The following is a 19,472-nucleotide window of genomic DNA, read 5'->3' as shown; positions in this document are numbered from 1 at the left end:
CGACTACTTTACGTTATTTTTTAATTTCTACCCCCATATTATAAAACGGGGGTAGAAATCAAAAGGTGGGCTTCGCCCACCTGCACCTAGTATTACTTGGGATATACGGTACGACTTGCATTCAAAGTAATAGAGAGGGCATGTGCCTTACGGCACCGCCCTCTCTATTACTTATGAAGTACGTACCAATCCCTAGCGAATACTAGGTGGCAGCTTGCTTATTTTTTACCATTTCTTCTATCGATAAAATCTTACTTTTGAGCTGTTCATTTTCTTCTAGTACCTTTTTTGCCAGTTTAATCAGTTGTTTTGTATCATTTCTGAACTCCTCATACTCTTTCTTTCTAATTTCGATTGTTTCCATTTGTTCTTTTTCTTCATTAGAAAGAAAAGCGCTTAGAATTGCTTTTTCTAGCGAGATATTTTGTTCCCTCATAAAAACTAATTTTTTAAACTGTTCAATTTGATCGAAACTAAATACTTTGTACCCATATGAACGACCAGTTGTATTTTTTTCATATTTTCTTACAAAACGAGTATCTGTTAATTTTTCAATTTTATTTGCCCAGTTTTTTAGTGTTTTTAAACTGATAACAAAATCGAGCTCTTGAATTACATCATCAAATGTATACATAACCTTGCTCTCCCTTAAGTAGTTTTACAAAGTTTACTACAAAAAAGACTACTGAACTAAAATAGCTATCAGTAGTCTTTATTATATAAAATTATACTTTTTCTATTCCAAACACTACATAATTATTTTTTTGTTCATAATTAGTAATATAAGTAATTTTCGTTTTTATTTGTCTCCCAGTAGGCTTTCTATTAACTTTATCAATCTCTTTCAAGATTACAATGTCGCCAACTTTAAAATCTCTATCATTAAATCTTATTTCAAATTTTTTCAAATCCTCAAGTACAGCAATGAAGTATTCTCTATCAATCTTCAATTCGTGAACCATTATAGTCACCTCGATATTACTTAAAACACAAAAAGCATCAATTCCTCAAAATTTGATTCATTGTTATAAACAAAGATAGGAATGTCATTTTCTTCAGAAAATTTAAAAGCTTGTAATTTTTCAGCTTTCTGAAATTCTCTTATCACTTCAAGATCATATTTTTTTCCATCTCTATCAAACAACCTCTGACAAATAACAACTGGATTTTCTTCCAAAAAAACTATTTTTTCAAGTTGAGTTCCTTCAAAAGTCAAAAAAGAGATATTTTCAATATTCCCCTCTTTGTTAAGCAAGCAAAAATGACCATCTAGAAAGATTCTTTGATCCTTATCAGCTATTTTCAGCAACTCTTGTTTTAATAACAATTGATTTTCATCAATATCACTAGTAAATTTTTGATTCTTAATAATACTTTTCCCTGAATTTCTAATTAAATCACTGGCTGAGAAGCACTTTATTTCTTTATTCTTTTTCAATCTACTCATTAAGGTAGTTTTCCCAACGCCATGAACTCCTGAAAAAAAAGTATATACCATTAAACTTACCTCACATAACAAAAAGATTGTGGTGCAACTTTTATTTTTTCATCAAATTCTTGTAGTTCGAGTGGTTCATCATATGCAATAAATTCTTTAATTTGAATAGCAAAAGCTGTATCTCTACCTTTAAAATACTCATTAAAAAAAGTTCTTGTTATACCCGAATATGCCTTTGTTTCTTTCCATAACTCAGATGGCTTATTTTGCTTTATACTATCAATTTCAAACTCACCGACTACTTTTCCATAAGGCTTAGTAGCGTACACTACAACAGAAGAAACATCATCTCTTTTGAAGATATTTTTTCTATACTCAAATTTCTTCCTACCTTCGACTATTTCCTTTACAAATTCTGGTTTAATTGATAATAAAACTTTCATTAACTCCACCTATTTCTATTATTTTTTTAAAATAATCATTATCCATTTCAAAAAACCCAAAGTAAGGAATTTCTCTACTTAGTCCAACCTTCTCAAAAAGATCATGTCGAACTATTCTTTTACTTAATGAGACATTATACAACATTTTGATGATAAATGGATATTTTTTTGTTCTCCAAAATGATCTCAATTCGGATTCAGTAAAAATTGACCCCTTTCCACAATATTTCAGAAATTTATCTTCATTCTCAAACGTATTAATGTTTATTTGTTCAACTACAGTGCAAATAGTAGTTGCACAAGCATTCCACTCTGCAACTTTTCCTCCTTCAGCAGTTCTATATATCACCAATAAGTCGTTAGGCTTCAACTTAGCTACATCCGTTATTCCAGTAAGATAAATTTTTTCAACTGTATTCGTAAATGACAAATCTTCTACAATATGATTTTTTTCTGTAACTAATCTAGAATCTGGGAATAGCTTAGTATGAAAACTTGGCCAGATTGATAACAGATACTTTTTACTATTCACTACATCGAATTTAGGATAATACTTATATATATCTTCCTCATATATAGGATTTTCATTTTTACGAATATAAACTAGTTCATCGTCAGCCTTTTTCCCCCACAAACGAAATCCAAATTTTTCAAAGAGTTCAATTAGTTTTCTTTGTTTAGGAAAAACCGTAACATATGCTTCTTCAAAATTTTCTTCTATCATTTTTTTCAGCAAAATTCCCAAGAAACGGTGACCTAAGACTGTACCATGAGCATCTATTTTGAATGTACTTACTTTCAATCTTCGCTTAAGATCAAATCCTGGAACAATAGTTGAATCTTCTTCTGTTTCATCTTTTAAACTGAGAAACCCTTGCAGTAAGCCTTTATCATTGTACATCACATAAGCTTCTTGATTTTTTTTTGATAAAAACCATCCTTCAAATCCCTGATAATCAGCAATCAAACTAGAAAAAAATGGATCAGACAAGTCTAATTCCCCAAACTTCTTTTTCTGAATGTAATCATTTTTCACCTTAAATTCCTCCTCAACAAGAACGAACGTTCTTATTATCACAAATTTTTTGATGTAATGCAAACTCTCACAACTGATTATACAGTATTGTTTTCATATATTAAACAGATAAAAACATATAGAAATTTATTTTTCTCTTTTTCACTATTTAAATTGTTTCAGCTTACAAATGTTTATTATCATAAATTTCTCCTCTATACTAATTCTTCAATGATCGCCGTAACATCTCCAGCAAGTAAAATTTCAAAATCATCACTACGGATAATACCTTCTGCATCCGCTCTTTGTTTTACAGACTTTCCATCAACTTATAATTTTCAGCATCATAGTAGCGATCATCAAATTCAGTTCCATCAATTCTGCCATTTTTCAAAACCGCCTTCACTACTTCTTTTTTCACTTCTGCAAGGTATTCTTCAACCGTTTTAGACGGAACTTTATTTAACAATACTAGAATTTCACTGACAATTTCATCAACAAATAAGTCTTGATATTCTGAATAATCTTCAAAATGATACTCTGTTAATCCGTCCATTCTTACTCGTGCCATTAAATCAGCAAATCCATTTGTTTTGCTATAAACAAGATCAAAACGCTTATCCAAATCTTCAACAGTATACTTTGCTCCTACTCGCTTATAAATATCCATTTTCAATTTTTTTAGCAATTCATTTTGACTATACATATTTGTTCCTCCTAGTTTTAAAATTATCTACATTGAGTTCATACCACGATATCTAAGATACAAAATATGACCTCCAGTATCTTCATATTCTTCATAACCTTCATCAAACTTAAAACTTGCACCTTTATAATTAAAATCACTAATATCTTGTTCTCTTGCCTTCTTCATGTATATTTCTTTTAATTCATCTGCATTTTTTTCATTCGCAAAAATGGAATTAAAATCTTCAAAGAAACTAGCAAAACTATATCTATCAAAAATTTTCATTTCACACCTCAAATCTTCTTAATATTTTTGACTTAATTCTTCAAGAAATGCCTTTTCTTTACTTTCTTCATCATTTATTGATAACGCTTCTCTATCAAATGTTTTTTCAATTGTTTTAGATAGTTTTTGAACTTCTGCTTCTGCAATTCGTTCATATCCTAGTTCATCACTAATTTTCAAAAATTCCTCGATAAAATCAAAATCGCTAGGAACAAACGGACTATAAAGTTCACTAGCCACATCTCCGCCTTTAGCAACGTAGCCACGACCATAAACAACTTCACCGTCAACTTTTTCAACAAATTTGAAATTCTTGTTTTTATTTTCATCACCAAAAATCATCCAGTTACCAGTTTCACTTAAACGTCCCACAGACATACGGAACATAAAGTTATCTCGTAGAGCCGTTTTGATAAACTCACCATCTGGACGTTGCATTGCAACAATAAGAAAAATACCGCATTGACGAGCCTTCAACACAATTTGTGTTAAGTATTCTTCTACTTCTCCTGCTGTTTTAAAATCATTGGATAGTTCAGCCATCCATGCAGCAAACTCATCAATGACTATAAATTTAGGTTTCAATCCATAATAAGCATAATTTTTGCCCATTTTATACTTTGCCGAAGTATTCATTTCTTCAAAACGATCATTCATTTCTGATACAGCATTTTTTAAACACATAACCATATCTTTGCCACTATGAACTTTCCCTTCAAACAAAGGTAATTTCCCTAGCGCCATTAAGTCAGAACGTTTTGGATCACAAATCTCAATATCTGCCACTCGAACTAATGCATAAATAAGCGATAGCAACGTGAACGTCTTACCTCCACCTGTACCACCGCCTAATAATAAATGTGGGTCTTTGTCAAAGTGCCAGTATAAACCTTTCATTAACTGAACTTTCCCTTTGTCAGCAACCATTTCCCGAATGGAAATTCGTTTATTAAAGACATTCGCCCTCAATTCATAGATAACAAAGCCTTTTTCATCCACTTTTTTTATCATATCAGCAGTTAAAGCCGTTTCTAAAAAGCCCCCAATCGTTAAAAATTTGTCCTGAAATTTACTACCCTTTGTTTCAAAAACAACTTCAAAAGTTTCTTTCCTTTTTCTGTAGTAAATCTTTGGAAATTTAATCTTTTCTTTGGTTTTCCCATCACTAGTTTTTGATTGTTCTCTATTGTAATAGCCATTATCTATAACCATTTTTGCTAAAATTTGTCGCTGTTCCACTCGAGCAAAAAATCCATCACGAATAATTGATACTCTTTTTAACAACAAAATAAGCAAGTTCGCTACAACAGATACGCTCAAAAATAAAACTGCTGGCAGAATAAAAAGTTTCCAATCTGTTTCACCTGAACTTACTAAAGAGTATACTTGCTTATATCCGACAAAATAACAAATAGCAATTAATACTGGAATAAACAGAACAAATTGATAAACAGTCATAAGCTTTCTACTTGAATAGCGAATACGTTTACCACGATATTTAAATATCTTTTTTAACATTTATCTCTCCTTACTTCCACGCACTACCAATAAACCAATTCCCAACGAACTCATTCACTTTCGCTTGCAATCTAAATTCCAGATTAGCGAACACCTGACGAACTCTTTTGTCATTTAAGTTTTTATCATGCATTTCATCTGACAATCTACTCAAATATTGTTCCATTTCATTTCCACACTTTTCTTTCAATTCATGAATTTTCGTTTCTTCTAAAAGTAAATCCATGCCAGTACTTCTTAACACCATGTCCAATCGATTAAAAAAATCTTCTTCTAAAGAAATCCAAAACCTTTCCAATTCAGAATAATTAGTTATTTCGCTCATTCACTGAACCCCCTTTTCTTTAAAAAATTGTGTCGCTTGTGTACAAATTTCATAATTTGCTATCTCAAAATAGCTAGAGATTAAATCAGTAGCATTTTTTTTATCCCAGTTTTTTTCAGACGAAAATAATTCCTTTTTGAACTCTTGACACCCATTTGAGATATTAAAAAATGCATCAAAATATTGACGTCTTCTTTCTGATTCAAATTTCATATTAAACACTTGCTGCAATCTTTTTTTAAAACTGGTGTATACATCTTCTTGCGACTGAATCAAACCTGACACGTACTTACCTCCTCCTTTCAAAATACTTTTTACTATCAGTCATGCTTCACCCTCTCTCTTTATATAAACTAATATCTAACTATGCTGTACATAATCACAGATTAATTTATATAAAAAAGGAACACCCTATTATTTCAGAATGTCCCTTTTTCAATCTTCAATTATTGATTAGTTTTTTCTTCTTTTTTTGGTGGTATTTGCTGACCAGAAGAGTTAGTTGGCTTAGTATTAGTAGTACTAAAATCTGATGCCATGAACTTCAAACCACTTTCGGCACTAACAAAGCCATTTGCCTGTTCTAACGAAGCATACCATCCAAAAGCACTTACATCCCCTTTTAAAACTACTGCTTGCTTCCGTTTCAATCCTTCAATTTTTTCTTGTAACTCACTAGGAAATTCAATTTCCACAAAATCTTTTTTACCAGTTGAATAAAATAAGACTTTGACAGATTTTACATCTGTTCCAACTTCTCCATTCATCCCATTTTCAAATCCTAATGTAAATGATCGGAATGTTAAATCTCCAAATGTTGCTACTTCATCGATTTTTGGTACTTTTCTATTTTCAAATCTTACTGTCATATTTTTCTACCCCTTCACTCTAAGTTCTTTTGCGTAAACTTCATAAGCTTGTCTACGTTCTTGTTTATCACCAAACACTGTTGCTTTGAAAGTATTAACAATCTCGACACCTTTTAAAATAACATCTGTTAATTCAGTAATTGCATCTGCATTTTTAGCTGGATTCAACACTACAATATCAAAATCTGCTTGTAACTCACTACTCGCCGAAAATCTACGTGCTGGATATCTCACACCATCAACTGTAATGGGTCTATCTACAAATTTTGGAGCTACCTCAATATCTTTTCCTAAAATAATTTCTGGATCAATAAAACATCTGTTTTGTTTGTCTGCCATTTCTTTTCCTCATTTCTATTTTCTTATAATATTTTTGTTGTTAATAAAAATTGAATATACTCATTTACAATAAAAAAAGAAGAAGCTTTTTCCACTTCTTCTTAGTCGTTTTCTTCTGTTGTTTTTTCTGTTTCTTCATTTGATTTCTTACGTTTTAAGAACATAGCACCAGCAACACCAGCGATCAATAACACCCCAACTACAGTAGCACCACGCATCATTTCTTCACCTGTGTATGGTAATGAACCTTTCGGCGTTTCTTTTGGTGTATCTGGTGCTTTAGGTGTTTCTTTTACATCTGGTGTAATATCCTGTGTTTTTTCTTTACCGTCAAAGTTGTGTTCAGCAACTTTTTCATATTCTTTTTCCGATTTCTTAACATATACTAACTCTTTAAAGTAGTAACGCGTACCTTTCGGGTCTTTTTTATAATCATATTCTGAAAGAACACGCTCAGTAATTTTTTCATCTGTTTCTTTCAAATCAACTTTACCTGACGTCCAAACATCTTTTTCTGTCTCTTTACCTTCGTTGTCAGTATAAACAGCAACTTGAATTGTTTCATACGCTAAGATAGTGTTTTCTGGAAAGTTTTTATGCGTGATAGTAACATCATCATAAAACTTAACATTTTCACCCCACGTAAATGTTTGTGTTTTACCGTCTCCAGTATGTGCTTGTGTAGAGATACCTACAATTGATTCTTCATTTACGACAGCTTTGTCTTTAAGCGTATAAGTACCTAAATCAACGTTCTCGCCTTTAGAAAGTTCTTCTTGTGTAAACGTTTCTTGATTCAAGATATTTCCGCTTTTTTGATCGGTTACTGTAAATGTAAATGATCTCGTTTCTTTGTCATACACATGTTTGATCAGAATAGGATCAACTGGATCATATCCTTCAACGCCTTTTGTTTCCGTAATTAAATAATCATCAATTGCAAGGTCAGCAAATTTTAAGTAGCCTTTTTTACCATCAACCGTTGCAGTAGTTTTTACAATTTCTTCTTTGGTGCGCTGATTTGTAGCAGTAAATTCTACACCATTTTTAAACATTTCATTTGTTTTATTTTGGATCAATTTTTGCCAATCAATATCCATACGAATTGCATCGTCCTTACTCTGACTGTCTTTAATAACAACTGGTGTATCTTGATCTTTGTAAGTCAATTCGACAACATGTTTTTCTGGATCAAGTGCATAACCTATTGGAGCAACTGTTTCTTTCCAATAATATGTTGCTAATGGCTGTCCCTCGATAGTAGCCGTTTGATTTTTGTCTAATGTAAATTCTTTAACTAACTTACCATCTTCTTTAAACCAGCCGTATTTTGCACCAGTCATAGGATAATTAGAATTCAATGGTTTGTCTGTTTCTGTTGTTTTATCAACTTTTGTTAGTGTTGATTTACCTGTTGCACGTTCATTTCTAAATTCAACTGGTGTTACTTGACCAGCTTTAACCGTTACCTCTTTTGTATTATTCTTAGCTTTAACATATGGAGCTGGTACAAAAGTCTCTGTTACTTTAGCTTTAGAATCTCCAGTGATACCTTTTACAGTACCTTCACCTTTGGCATCTGTTTTGACTTTTTCCACTTTACCATCATGTTCCACATCAAATTCAGTATGTGGAACTGGTTCACCTGTTCCTTCATCAAGTTTTGTGATTTTCACATCTCCAGTACGAGCAAAGAAATCAACATTAAGCTCCATCATTGGTACAGGATCACTAAAAGAACCTTGCACTAGTCGTTGATACCCGACAGGAAAAGGCTTAAACATAATCGGAATAAATTCACCTTTTTCTGGTTTAACTTTTCCAGTAGTATATTTCTTATTGTAATTCAACGGCGCTTTAACTTGAAATTTCTCTCCAGCTTTTACCGTTGCTTTTCCATTAGTTACTTTTTTTCCAGTTGTTAGATTCGTAAAAGTCACATCAATCGGAACATTAACAGTTACCTGATTGTTAGTTCCATTAAGAGTTACCGTTTCCGAAACTTGTTCATTACCTACGATATCGCTTTTTACATCATTTTTTGAAAATTTTACTTCCGTTCTTGGATAATCACTATTAATCGCTTTTTGGATCAACGCCCAAACATACGGATGAGAATTTGCTACTGACGATTCAGGAGTGATTTTTTTCTTAAGCCAATTATTCATAGCAATTTCAGTCAATAACACATCTTCGTCAGTTGGATTAGGATTAACAGAACTAAAAGCACCATAACTCATAATTGATTTAATCCCAATGTCATCATAAGGATTACCACCATCATATGGAGTATCTGTTTCCCAAGGAGCCCTCAGCTCATGATCAATACAAAAAGCTGGTTTACCATCAATTGTAATTCTAGCCCCTTCATACAAAACACCTCCAATAGTGATTCTAATTACATCTCCTTGAACATTCCCAACTGCTCGGCTATTTTTCAACTTTTTAGCACTGGACAAAATAACTTTGCCATCTTCTGTTTTTCCTACTTCATACATTTCATTTTCATTCTCTTCTGCAAACACAACTTTTCCTAATGGCACCAACGTTTGAAATAAAGTTGATGCTAAAACAAGACTTGTTAACACTAAATTTTTCTTCTTCAAAAATATATCCTCCTATTTTTTTGTTTTTTATCGATACAAATTATTAGTAGGCGCTCGTATCATCCTAATATTCCACATCCTTTCCATTTTTAGGCATAAAAAAAGAAGCATATTTTTTATATGCTTCTAAATCAATATATTATTTTACTTCTTCCCAGCCACCTGTCCAACTTCCTCCATTACCATCAATATCACCAGTTTGTTCTCCCCATCCCATATCAGGAACCCATTCCCCATGATCTTGTGATCCACCACTTGATGGAGGTATTACTGGTTGTTCTGGAGCTTGATTCCCACCACTAGACGGTGGAGCTGGTACAGACTGTACTTGCTCTTGTACTGGTTGTTGTTGATCTTGACCGCCCCAATCATTATTGCTTGTTGGAGCAACTGCTTCTTGATATACTGGTTGTTCTGCTACTTGTTGTTGTGAAACTGGTTGTTCTTCTTGAACTTCTTGTTGTTTCGCTTGATTCTGTTTGGTATCGATTTGCTTAGATTCGTTTTCTGTTTTCTTTGCTACTTCTTTAGCCTTTTTGTCCATTTCTTGTTTCACTTTTGCTAATTGTTGAAGCAATTCTTTTTTTACTTTATCATCTTTTACAGATTCAATTTCCTTTTTTGCCGATTCATAAAGTTTAGAATCGGTGGAAATCACTTTATTATCTTTATAGATTTTTAAAAGTTTTTGTTTGGCTTTTTCCACCTGTTTTGCTTCTTTGTTCTTTTCTTCTTCTTGAGCTTTAGCAACCATTTCAGATTGTAATTTCGCTTGTTTTCTTTTCTCCACTTTAGCTATTTCTGCCTTTTTTTCTTGTTCTTTATCTGCATAAACTTTACCACCTACGGCAACACCAGCCACTAACAGTACTACAATACTTGCTGTTACAATTTTTTTATTCTTGATCATTTCTTTTAAGTTCATTTCTTATTCCTCCTCATACATAGTTTAACAAATGTTTGCTATTATTTCCATTTTATCCAGAACTTGTTAATTGATATAAACTAACTTCATCAACGATTCTTCTTACATAATCCGCCTTCATTTGATTCATTGTTGTTTCAGACTTCAAAAAGAATCTCATTTCACTAGATAAAAGTAGTTCTTCAAAACTAGTAGATTTATTCTCAATGAAAGTTCTCAATTCTTCCTCTTTCAGTTCAGGATATTTACTCATCAATCTATTAAAAGCCCTAGAATATACATCCTTAATCGTTTGATTAAACAAAGACATCTTAAAATTCTCCTTTTGGTTAAGACATTTTTTTTAGCATCCATTATCAATTGAACAACACCGTCAGATAATTCACGTACCTCAAATTCATCTTTTTTAACATTCATGTAGCTTCTGATACCCTTCTCTGCTCTTTTTTTTAGATTTATATAATTTTATTCTTGCCGTTGTACTTCCATCTAATCTACTTGTTGTGACAAAAATTCCTCCTTGATGAACTAATTGTCCAGTTACAAATCCTGATAAATTAACATCCTTGCAATAGATAGCAAACACAGTTTTAACCTCCTTTTTTTAGCCAATTTCTACTTTTCTAGTTTTACCAGATACTCTATGAATAAGAAGAACATCATTTCCTGATAATTGCCTTACTAACCATTTTTCTGGATTGAGATATTGATTTCCAATTCTTTGTTCCCCAATCAATTCTTTTTGTTTTCTTGTTGGTCTTTTTCCTTGTTTCATTAAAATCATCCTTTCAATATTAAGATTGAACGTTTTTGATTAAAGCACCTATTCGTTAGGTACTTTTTTGTCTCCTCTCTTTATTTGCCTTCTTACTACATTTATTAAGGAACTAAATAGAATAGTTCCGTTTCCTCATTAAACGCTACATTAGCACCTTTTTGTAAACACGAACTTAAATAACCTAGTTGATCGAATTGCCACCTTAATTCAGCGTGCTCAATTCTTTCTTGCTCTGTCCATGATTCATTTAAAAAAAGTTTTGTAAGTCTTTCATGAATAATAATGGCATTGTGGTAAATAATTTTAGTCGGCTCCGTTATTTGTAAGTAATCATATTCGCCTTCTGCTGGTTGCTTTACCATATCCCAAACATCTTCCGCTTCTATTCCATCTGCTAAGAGTATGTCAATACCATTTAAAGATGGACGTTTTACTCCTTCATGCTCTTCCATCAACGGAGCGATACCTTTTATCCAACGTAATTCAATTAGTTCTGGTAAATCTCCTAAACAGTTCAACTTCATTTTTTTCTCACCATTTGATATAATTAGATTATTTGATAGAACACAATCTTTTTTATCTTTATTATCTTTATAAACAAAAAAATCAACATCGCTTCTCATCTCACATCACACTCCTAAAGGTGGTTAAATTATGGTATATATATCTGATACAGTTAAAGATCAAGAGATTTTGAAACACATCGCTAAACAATTGGAAGCTCTTTTGAATAGCCAAGCTTCAAGAGGTGAACACTATTACGTTTCTAAAAAGGAACCTAGCGTTCTTTTTCCTGAATCGTATTCAATTTCCATTACAAGAAAAAGTGTTCAACCTGAACAAAAGTGGTGGTACGATTGTGGGGAATTAAAATTAAGAAAGGATCGACATTTACTCGCTAGCCAATTAGTCACTAGAAACATTTCGTTCTTAACGAAAGAACTTAAGTATTACTTTGATTAATAACTTTTTATTTCTAATAGATTTCCTCCTTTTTAGTGATTTCTAAATTCTACTAAAAGAAACCTACTATTTAAATTTCCTTTAGTAGAACATAGAAAAAGGACACCCTTTAGAGAATGCCCTTCAAAATATGTTCTTTCAAAATCAATCAGTCTCTGAAAAAAATCTTTTCCATCCTGTTTTGACCAATGATTTTGATTCGTTTAAGTGATTCTTTAATTCATGGTAGAACATAGAATCATCGTTCAACGGCTAATAGATTTAATAAACCTATATCACAGCACGTTAGATAGACCTACCACATACGGTGTACAACTTCTCCTCCTCTAATTTTATGTTGATACACTTCTTTTGAAATGTATCAACCTTTATCGTCAGCAGTATCATCACAACACGACTATAGACTTAAAGTGATCTTGTTCCATTAGACACTGATTTACCTTAAGCGAATCTTATTCAATGTTTTCATTGCCCTTCTCCTTAATTAGAAGTCAAACAGAAAACCTAGCCCTTAGGAGTAAACAAGAAATTCTAATCTCGAAAAATCAATAAAATATTCGGCTTCATTTACGAATACTTGTTGCCACCTTGAAGATTGTTCATAGGTCAATCCTCAACACCTCAAAAAGATTTATAACTCAATTGGAAAATTTCATCCTTGTATTATTTAGCAACATCCATTAGAATAAAAGTGTCTAGGTTTTATCTAAGGTGTTTGCGAAACAGAAATTCATTTTCTTTTCGGGAACACTTTTTTGTTTATTTTTGTTAAACGTTTCGTTTAACTTATCTACATATTACACCTTTTCCAAAAGCAAGTCAACACTTTTTGTTTAACTTATACATATTAATACTCAAAACGTTTATAATATTCAAAAAAAGGAGGACATTATTTTGAATATACTAGCTGATCGATTAACTAAACTTAGAGAAGAAAGAAATTGGACAAAAACACATGTCGCTAATTTATTAGGACTTAAAAACTTAGGTACTTACGCAAATTGGGAATACGGCACTCGTGAACCAGATTCTGAAATGATTACTAAAATAGCCTCCTTATATAAGGTAACAACTGATTACATTTTAGGGCAAACTAATAACCCGAATGTACAGTATCTGAACCTAACTCCTGAACAAGAAAATTACTTAAAACAGTTATCTTCTGCTAATAACGAGGGTTTTAAAATAGAAGATAATAGAATTGAATTTAACAACAAAAAACAAATCAAAGCAAAACTTTCTGACCCAAATTACTTAAACAAACAAAAAGAACGCTATGACAATATTAGAAAAATTCTAAAGTCATTTAACGTCCCTGATACTCCTGAATCACGAGAAGCATTATTATTTTTTATGTTTGAACTAAAAGAAAAATTTTAACTTTCTTTAAATACAATTAAGAACAACGCCTCTTCCAACGTAATATTTAACTTTTGGCAAAATTTCTCTAATAGTATTAGTAATTCTTTATCATCTATCTTCAAATCCGTATCTCCACCTTTTGGGATTTGAGACTACTCAATTAAATATGTATGCAAAAACTACATCCGTATTAATCTAATATTTAACAAATTGTCAAATACTAATGAAATCTCATTAATACTTTGTTATACTAAAATAGTTGTAGCAATTGCTACAAACAAGAGTAGCGCACCAAAGCCACTTACTTTAGTGCCTGTCTTTAGCGTTTGACGTAGGCTACCAACCTACGGATGTTAGAGACAGCTCTTTTTTATGTTGCGCACTTTTTATTAACACTACATAAAGACCTTTTTTATTTTTTTATTAACCACCTACAGTAATCACATAAACAGATATAGCACTTACAACAAAAATTAGTAAATTCATATCACGACCTCCTTCTGAATATTCCTAAAACTTTATTCATGTTAACAAGACAAGATTACCAAACATTTAGGCAAAATTGAAGCACCTTTATTAATAATTGATTGTATGACAAAAAGTATTCACTTATTTTATATAATTAATTAAAATGATAAGATAACAACTATTTTATTTGCTATAATGACAACTGAAAGGAGCTAACTTCAATGAACTTAGGCGATACATTAAGATTCATACGCACTAAAAAAGATATCAAGCAAAAAGAAATGTTACCCAATCATCAAGATTCTTCTACATATTCACGAATCGAAAATAACCAAAGGTTTGTTAAATTAAATGATTTAGCAACTATCCTAAAACAGCTTAATATCCAATCCGAAGAATTTTTCTCTTTAACCAGCCTAGATGATCACCAAGAAACCTTTAATTATCTTTATTATTACTGTGGTAATCACCCAAACAATAAAGCTTCCAAAAAAAAATTATTGGATATCTACTACCAAATAGATAGCAAAACATACAGAAACATACAAGAAATATCTAATTATTATGCAATTAAGTGTTATTTCCATACTATTTGGGAAGAAGTTTCATCAATTACTCTGGATGAAATAAATGTGATTTACTCAACATTATCTAATACGAAATATTATTTTTGTTTTGAATATAAATTACTATCTAACTTGATTTCTTTTTTCAATCCACAACAGACAAAAATACTCATTCAAAAAGCCTATCCAATAAAAGACGAAGATAACAGAGACTACACTACTAAAAAATTCGCATACAACACTTTGATAAACGCAATCACCGTTACTCTTTACAATAAAGATTACGACTCAACTAGAAAATACATAAAGATTGCCAAAACTTTAGATAAGTCAAATAGTAACTATAGCTATCGAATGAATTTGAAGTATTTAGAAAATCTAACTGATTGGCTACTAACAGGAGAAATAAAATACATGCAACAAATCAACAATTTCATAACTATATTAAGTGATATTGGAGACACCACACATGCCAACAACATAAAACAAGAGGTAAAAGAATTAACTCACAGCAAAGATAGTAATGAAAATGTATTGTATGCCATCGGGTTGATCAAAGAGAGTTAAAACAAATTGAAAAAAATTACCTACTGAGAATATTCATGAGAAATGAAAAATACACTATCAATTTAATCAAAGACACTTACTAAAAATTATAAATAGAAAAAACAATGATTGCTAATACTCACATTAACAGTCATTGTTTTTTCTATTTATTTACTTAAAAGGTAACAATAAGGGTAACATTAACCTATGTATAAACTTTTCACTAATAACCACAAAAGTTGAAAGTCCTTTAACATCAACATTTCAATCAATAACAATACTTAACTCTTACACAAACTTCATTGGTTCTGGGTAATGCATTTCAACAAATCCTTTCAAACACAAACGATGGACGATTGGTTGTAAATTATATATTCATTGTAGAACTAACATATATTATACCATTTTTTATAAGTGTTTTTACAGAATATTAACTTTTCTCTGCTTATAAATCCTCTCTCTTAGTTCAACCAATAATAAAAAATTCTCACTATTTTTTCATAAGTGCTGATGCATTTAAATTAAAAGGAATCAAAAAAAGGACTAATCTTGAACAATCTATTTTATCAAATGTCGTTGGTCTAAAGTACATTCAATAAATTCATACGTTTACTTTAACATTTTGTTCCATTAATATATATGACTACTTTCACTCATAAATCCGGTGTTACATTCTTTTTAATACATAAATGTCAAAAAAATTAAAGTTATCTATAAAATTATATTCTTTTTACTAAATAAATATTGACATTTATTACAGGTGTTATATATTAATTATGGGTGAGAAAATAAAAAATTAGAAATACTAAAGGGGAGTTTTTATGAAAAAGAGTTTAAAATTTTTAGCAGCATCATTATTATTCAGTTCAGTTCTTTTTACAACACCAACGTTAAACACGATTGTTCACGCTGAGGAAACAACAGCTTCTACAAGTGATGACACTAGTGTACAACGTGCGCGATTACAGGATTTAGTAGATCAAGCAAATTCTGTTATCGCAACAGCTGCAGCTGAATACACTGCAGAATCTATTGAAAGTTTAAAACTTACATTATCAATTGCACAAGATGTTTTAACTCACAATACAGAAGCTGGCTATGCTGGTTCTATCCAAGCATTGACATTTAAATTAGAGGCTTTAGTTGCAGCTCCAACTGTACCTAGTACGACTGAACCTAGTTCAACTGTACCTGAATCGACTGATTCTAGCTCGACTACACCTGAGTCGACTGATTCTTCAACTACACCTAGTTCAACTGACTCTAGCTCGACTGATTCTAGTTCAACTACGCCTAGTTCGACTGGTTCTAGCACGACTACACCTAGTTCGACTGACTCTAGCTCAACTGATTCTAGTTCAACTACACCTAGCTCGACGGACTCTAGTTCAACTGACTCTAGCTCATCAGATGAGTTAAAACCAACGATTAAAATTGCTGACCAAACAATGTATGTTGGTCAATCATTAACCGAAGAAATGATTTTAAGTTGGGCGACTTTTGAAAATGCGGATGGATACATGGTAGGATTTGAAATAATTGGAGCACCTATCCAAGTTACACAAATCGGTAATACCTTAGTTGATCCTGGAACATACTCAATCAGATACTACATCAGTGAACTAACACGTAGTACAGCAAATGTTATCGCTGAACAAATCATTACCTTAACGATTCTTCCAGAAAATGCTAACCCATTAAAACCGGTTGCGCCAATTGAAGAAAATAATGAAACTAAAGCACCTGGTAACGATCTTCTTACACCAGTCGCAAATCCTGTTTCTAATAAAAATCAAAAACCAATTGCTTCAGCTCAAACAAAAGCAAAACAATTACCTTCAACAGGTGAAACAAATAATGGTATGATGGTTGCTTCAGCTGGCGTAATGCTGATTGCAGGAGCTTATATCTTCAGAAAAAAACAATTAGCTAAATAATCAGCTACTTTTTGATTTGATTATGTAATAATTGTGTTGATGCTCCATTGATTCTTGCCCTATCGCACAATTGTCACTAATCATACAGATCATTTTGTCTGCTGGAAATAGAGCAAAACAAAGAGCCAAAGGATAAATGTTTAGGCATTTATCCTTTGGCTCTTTTATTTTTTGGACCACTACTAGCCTTGATTAGAAACCAGGCATTCCTTTAGCATACTTGCCCATGGTCGCTTCTGTTTCTTTTTCTACTTTAGTCAATGCGTCATTGACTGCCATGATTACAAGATCTTGCAGCATTTCTGCATCTTCTGGATCAATAACTTCTTCTTTAATAGAGATATCTTTCATTTTACGATCCCCAGTAAAAGTTGCTGTAACAAGTTCGTTCGTTGCAGCTCCCACAAATTCTCGCACGTTTAGTTCAGCTTGTGCTTTTTCCATATCTTTTTGCATCTTCTGAACTTGTTTCATCATTCCTTGCATATTTCCCATACCACGCATCATAACTATCGTCTCCTCTTAATCATTTATTACTTCAACAAGCGCTTCGCCAAACATCGCGATTGCCTCGTCTACTACTTGATTATTAACTTCTTTAGCTGGTTCTTCTGCAGTCATTAGATGATCCTCATGAGTCGCAGATTGTTCATTACTTGATTGTTCTCCTGAATTTTCTTTATTTTGACTGATAAAGGACTGACGCAATTTTGGCCAGCTTTCTTTTGTGATACAAACCATGTCAGGCGCATAGTTATTTACTAAACGGCTTAAATTATTATGAACCGCTAATTGTAATTCTTCGTCATCCATTGCGCGACCGCAAACAATTTCATAATCGAAAGCGATCACTAAGCCATTCGGACCAGCAGCTACTGGTTCACTGGCTTTGAGCATCGCTCTTTGCGTCACCGACATCATTTGCAATAAGTCATCCCAAACATTTTTAACATTCATTAAATGATCCTTGGTTGCTTCATTCAAGACTTTATACACCAATTCTGTTGGGATCCGAAGTGCATTCTTACTACTGGTTACTCGTGTTGTTTTAACAGGTTCAGTCTCTTTAGCTGTAATACCATTTTTCTTTAGCTCTGCTAATTCTTTTTGTAACTGTTCGACTTTTTGCTGCAAGGCAGTCAGCTCTATGCCACCTGTCGGGTGTGTATCTGGAGCAATAGCGGTCAGTTTTTTAACAGATTTGGCTAGCTTGACAGTCGCTACCTCAAGATAAATATTGGCGTTGTTCGTAAAACGGATATCATTTTGAGTCTCGCTTAAAATTTGAATCATTTGATAGATTTTTTCTGCCTCTGTTTGTTCAGCTAAGCTTTTGAAATTTTCTGTTAGATTTCCAACTTTTTCGGTTAACAAATTTGGTGCTTGCTGAAACATAAGTAAATCACGACAATACAATAATAAATCTTCTAAAAATCGTCTTGCTTCTTTACCAGAGCTAAGAATATTCTCTAATATTTCGAGTGCTTGCTCGACATCACCCGTAACACAGCTGGAGATATATTGATCCATCATTTCATAGGTCAAGCTGCCAGTGACTTGCATCGCATCTATCAGTGTGACTTTTTCATCGCTGAATGAAATCGTCTGATCGAGAATGCTTAATGCATCCCGCATTCCACCTTCGGCTGCTCGTCCGATTACATATAACGCCTGTTCTTCATACTCGATAGTAATCTGATTTAAAATATAACCCAAATGATCAACGATATCTTGAGTACTGATTCGTTTAAAGTCAAAACGTTGTGTCCGTGAAATGATTGTCAGTGGAATCTTATGCGGTTCTGTCGTCGCTAAAATAAAAATGACATTTTGCGGAGGCTCTTCCAAGGTTTTTAGTAATGCATTAAAGGCTCCTGTTGATAACATATGGACTTCATCGATGATATAGACTTTATAATCCGCTTGTGTTGGTGCATATTTTGCTTTATCACGAATATCACGAATCTCTTCAACACCATTATTACTTGCCGCATCGATCTCAATTACATCGTTCAACCGTCCTTCTGTAATCGCAACACAGGTTTCGCATTCATTGCAGGGTTCCCCATCTACACTATGTTTACAGTTGATTGCTTTAGCAAAAATTTTTGCTGCGCTGGTCTTTCCTGTTCCTCTTGGGCCGGTAAACAAATAGGCATGCGAGGTTTTCTTTTGGATGATCGCATTTTTTAATGTCTGGGTGATTGCTTTTTGTCCAACAACATCATCGAAACGCTGTGAGCGCCAGACACGATACAAAGCTTGATACGCCATAATTTACCCCTCCCTCGAAATTTCACTATCTTCTATTATACGTGATTTTTATGGATAAGGCATTAAAAAAAGCAAACGGATTAAAAAAATCTTCAAAAAAAGTGGTTAGGCTATAACTCTACGAGTT

Annotated in this window: 24 protein-coding genes; 4 read left to right on the top strand and 20 right to left on the bottom strand. The window is 32.5% G+C overall.

Annotated elements, in window-relative coordinates; all coding sequences use genetic code 11:
* Nucleotides 1–202: 202 nt before the first annotated feature.
* From BCR24_RS12880 to BCR24_RS12800, 18 genes are all read right to left on the bottom strand, one after another.
* Nucleotides 203–634 (bottom strand): hypothetical protein, encoded by a 432-nt coding sequence (locus BCR24_RS12880; protein WP_069640930.1) that lies wholly within the window; start codon nucleotides 632–634, stop codon nucleotides 203–205.
* 91 nt (nucleotides 635–725) lie between these two features.
* Nucleotides 726–962 carry a DUF3850 domain-containing protein gene (locus BCR24_RS12875; RefSeq protein WP_069640929.1) on the bottom strand — a complete coding sequence of 79 codons (237 nt, stop codon included), beginning with the start codon at nucleotides 960–962 and terminating at the stop codon, nucleotides 726–728.
* Nucleotides 963–982: 20 nt separating this feature from the next.
* Complete coding sequence (locus tag BCR24_RS12870; RefSeq protein ID WP_069640928.1) at nucleotides 983–1,498, bottom strand: ATP-binding protein; 516 nt, start codon at nucleotides 1,496–1,498, stop codon at nucleotides 983–985.
* A gap of 5 nt (nucleotides 1,499–1,503) precedes the next feature.
* The gene (locus BCR24_RS12865) at nucleotides 1,504–1,881 is read right to left on the bottom strand and encodes an ASCH domain-containing protein (RefSeq protein WP_069640927.1); all 378 of its coding nucleotides are present in this window, start codon (nucleotides 1,879–1,881) and stop codon (nucleotides 1,504–1,506) included.
* On the bottom strand, nucleotides 1,859–2,917 hold the full coding sequence (locus tag BCR24_RS12860; RefSeq protein ID WP_069640926.1) for a hypothetical protein: 1,059 nt from the start codon (nucleotides 2,915–2,917) through the stop codon (nucleotides 1,859–1,861). The genes BCR24_RS12865 and BCR24_RS12860 overlap by 23 nt, the downstream gene beginning before the upstream one ends.
* Before the next feature lie 289 nt (nucleotides 2,918–3,206).
* A complete protein-coding gene (locus BCR24_RS12855) occupies nucleotides 3,207–3,602 on the bottom strand; it encodes a hypothetical protein (protein WP_069640925.1) in 396 nt (131 codons plus the stop codon).
* A 27-nt stretch (nucleotides 3,603–3,629) separates the two neighbouring features.
* Complete coding sequence (locus tag BCR24_RS12850; protein WP_069640924.1) at nucleotides 3,630–3,869, bottom strand: hypothetical protein; 240 nt, start codon at nucleotides 3,867–3,869, stop codon at nucleotides 3,630–3,632.
* A gap of 18 nt (nucleotides 3,870–3,887) precedes the next feature.
* Nucleotides 3,888–5,387, bottom strand: coding sequence for a cell division protein FtsK (locus BCR24_RS12845; protein ID WP_069640923.1), 1,500 nt, complete (start codon nucleotides 5,385–5,387; stop codon nucleotides 3,888–3,890).
* A 10-nt stretch (nucleotides 5,388–5,397) separates the two neighbouring features.
* The gene (locus BCR24_RS12840; RefSeq protein ID WP_069640922.1) at nucleotides 5,398–5,712 is read right to left on the bottom strand and encodes a hypothetical protein; all 315 of its coding nucleotides are present in this window, start codon (nucleotides 5,710–5,712) and stop codon (nucleotides 5,398–5,400) included.
* The gene (locus BCR24_RS12835; protein WP_069640921.1) at nucleotides 5,713–5,997 is read right to left on the bottom strand and encodes a hypothetical protein; all 285 of its coding nucleotides are present in this window, start codon (nucleotides 5,995–5,997) and stop codon (nucleotides 5,713–5,715) included.
* Nucleotides 5,998–6,158: 161 nt separating this feature from the next.
* Nucleotides 6,159–6,581 carry a hypothetical protein gene (locus tag BCR24_RS12830; protein WP_069640920.1) on the bottom strand — a complete coding sequence of 141 codons (423 nt, stop codon included), beginning with the start codon at nucleotides 6,579–6,581 and terminating at the stop codon, nucleotides 6,159–6,161.
* Nucleotides 6,582–6,587: 6 nt separating this feature from the next.
* On the bottom strand, nucleotides 6,588–6,920 hold the full coding sequence (locus BCR24_RS12825; protein WP_069640919.1) for a hypothetical protein: 333 nt from the start codon (nucleotides 6,918–6,920) through the stop codon (nucleotides 6,588–6,590).
* Between the two features lie 101 nt (nucleotides 6,921–7,021).
* On the bottom strand, nucleotides 7,022–9,526 hold the full coding sequence (locus BCR24_RS12820) for a SpaA isopeptide-forming pilin-related protein (protein WP_069640918.1): 2,505 nt from the start codon (nucleotides 9,524–9,526) through the stop codon (nucleotides 7,022–7,024).
* A gap of 139 nt (nucleotides 9,527–9,665) precedes the next feature.
* Complete coding sequence (locus tag BCR24_RS12815; RefSeq protein WP_069640917.1) at nucleotides 9,666–10,451, bottom strand: hypothetical protein; 786 nt, start codon at nucleotides 10,449–10,451, stop codon at nucleotides 9,666–9,668.
* A gap of 52 nt (nucleotides 10,452–10,503) precedes the next feature.
* Nucleotides 10,504–10,761, bottom strand: a complete 258-nt coding sequence (locus BCR24_RS12810) for a hypothetical protein (protein ID WP_069640916.1) — start codon at nucleotides 10,759–10,761, stop codon at nucleotides 10,504–10,506.
* Between the two features lie 96 nt (nucleotides 10,762–10,857).
* Nucleotides 10,858–11,037, bottom strand: coding sequence for a hypothetical protein (locus BCR24_RS12805; protein ID WP_069640915.1), 180 nt, complete (start codon nucleotides 11,035–11,037; stop codon nucleotides 10,858–10,860).
* An 18-nt stretch (nucleotides 11,038–11,055) separates the two neighbouring features.
* On the bottom strand, nucleotides 11,056–11,226 hold the full coding sequence (locus tag BCR24_RS16930) for a DUF6906 family protein (protein WP_167351685.1): 171 nt from the start codon (nucleotides 11,224–11,226) through the stop codon (nucleotides 11,056–11,058).
* A 104-nt stretch (nucleotides 11,227–11,330) separates the two neighbouring features.
* Nucleotides 11,331–11,852 (bottom strand): hypothetical protein, encoded by a 522-nt coding sequence (locus BCR24_RS12800; protein ID WP_069640914.1) that lies wholly within the window; start codon nucleotides 11,850–11,852, stop codon nucleotides 11,331–11,333.
* A gap of 31 nt (nucleotides 11,853–11,883) precedes the next feature.
* Between BCR24_RS12800 and BCR24_RS12795 the strand changes: the two genes are divergently transcribed.
* From BCR24_RS12795 to BCR24_RS12780, 4 genes are all read left to right on the top strand, one after another.
* On the top strand, nucleotides 11,884–12,192 hold the full coding sequence (locus BCR24_RS12795) for a hypothetical protein (RefSeq protein ID WP_069640913.1): 309 nt from the start codon (nucleotides 11,884–11,886) through the stop codon (nucleotides 12,190–12,192).
* Between the two features lie 894 nt (nucleotides 12,193–13,086).
* Complete coding sequence (locus BCR24_RS16540; protein ID WP_083244404.1) at nucleotides 13,087–13,572, top strand: helix-turn-helix domain-containing protein; 486 nt, start codon at nucleotides 13,087–13,089, stop codon at nucleotides 13,570–13,572.
* A gap of 671 nt (nucleotides 13,573–14,243) precedes the next feature.
* The gene (locus tag BCR24_RS12785; protein WP_069640912.1) at nucleotides 14,244–15,155 is read left to right on the top strand and encodes a helix-turn-helix domain-containing protein; all 912 of its coding nucleotides are present in this window, start codon (nucleotides 14,244–14,246) and stop codon (nucleotides 15,153–15,155) included.
* An 800-nt stretch (nucleotides 15,156–15,955) separates the two neighbouring features.
* Nucleotides 15,956–17,071 (top strand): LPXTG cell wall anchor domain-containing protein, encoded by a 1,116-nt coding sequence (locus BCR24_RS12780; RefSeq protein ID WP_069640911.1) that lies wholly within the window; start codon nucleotides 15,956–15,958, stop codon nucleotides 17,069–17,071.
* Nucleotides 17,072–17,263: 192 nt separating this feature from the next.
* On the opposite strand, the gene BCR24_RS12775 is transcribed toward BCR24_RS12780, so the two are convergent.
* Both BCR24_RS12775 and dnaX read right to left on the bottom strand, forming a co-directional pair.
* Complete coding sequence (locus tag BCR24_RS12775; RefSeq protein WP_069640910.1) at nucleotides 17,264–17,578, bottom strand: YbaB/EbfC family nucleoid-associated protein; 315 nt, start codon at nucleotides 17,576–17,578, stop codon at nucleotides 17,264–17,266.
* Between the two features lie 15 nt (nucleotides 17,579–17,593).
* Nucleotides 17,594–19,345, bottom strand: a complete 1,752-nt coding sequence (dnaX, locus tag BCR24_RS12770; protein WP_069640909.1) for a DNA polymerase III subunit gamma/tau — start codon at nucleotides 19,343–19,345, stop codon at nucleotides 17,594–17,596.
* Between the last annotated feature and the right edge of the window lie 127 nt (nucleotides 19,346–19,472).

Origin of the sequence: Enterococcus ureilyticus, assembly GCF_001730315.1 — a bacterium.
In the GTDB taxonomy this organism is placed as follows: Bacteria; Bacillota; Bacilli; order Lactobacillales; family Enterococcaceae; genus Enterococcus_L; species Enterococcus_L ureilyticus.
Note: the sequence above shows the minus strand (reverse complement) of the source record. Positions and strands in the feature narration are given on the sequence as shown.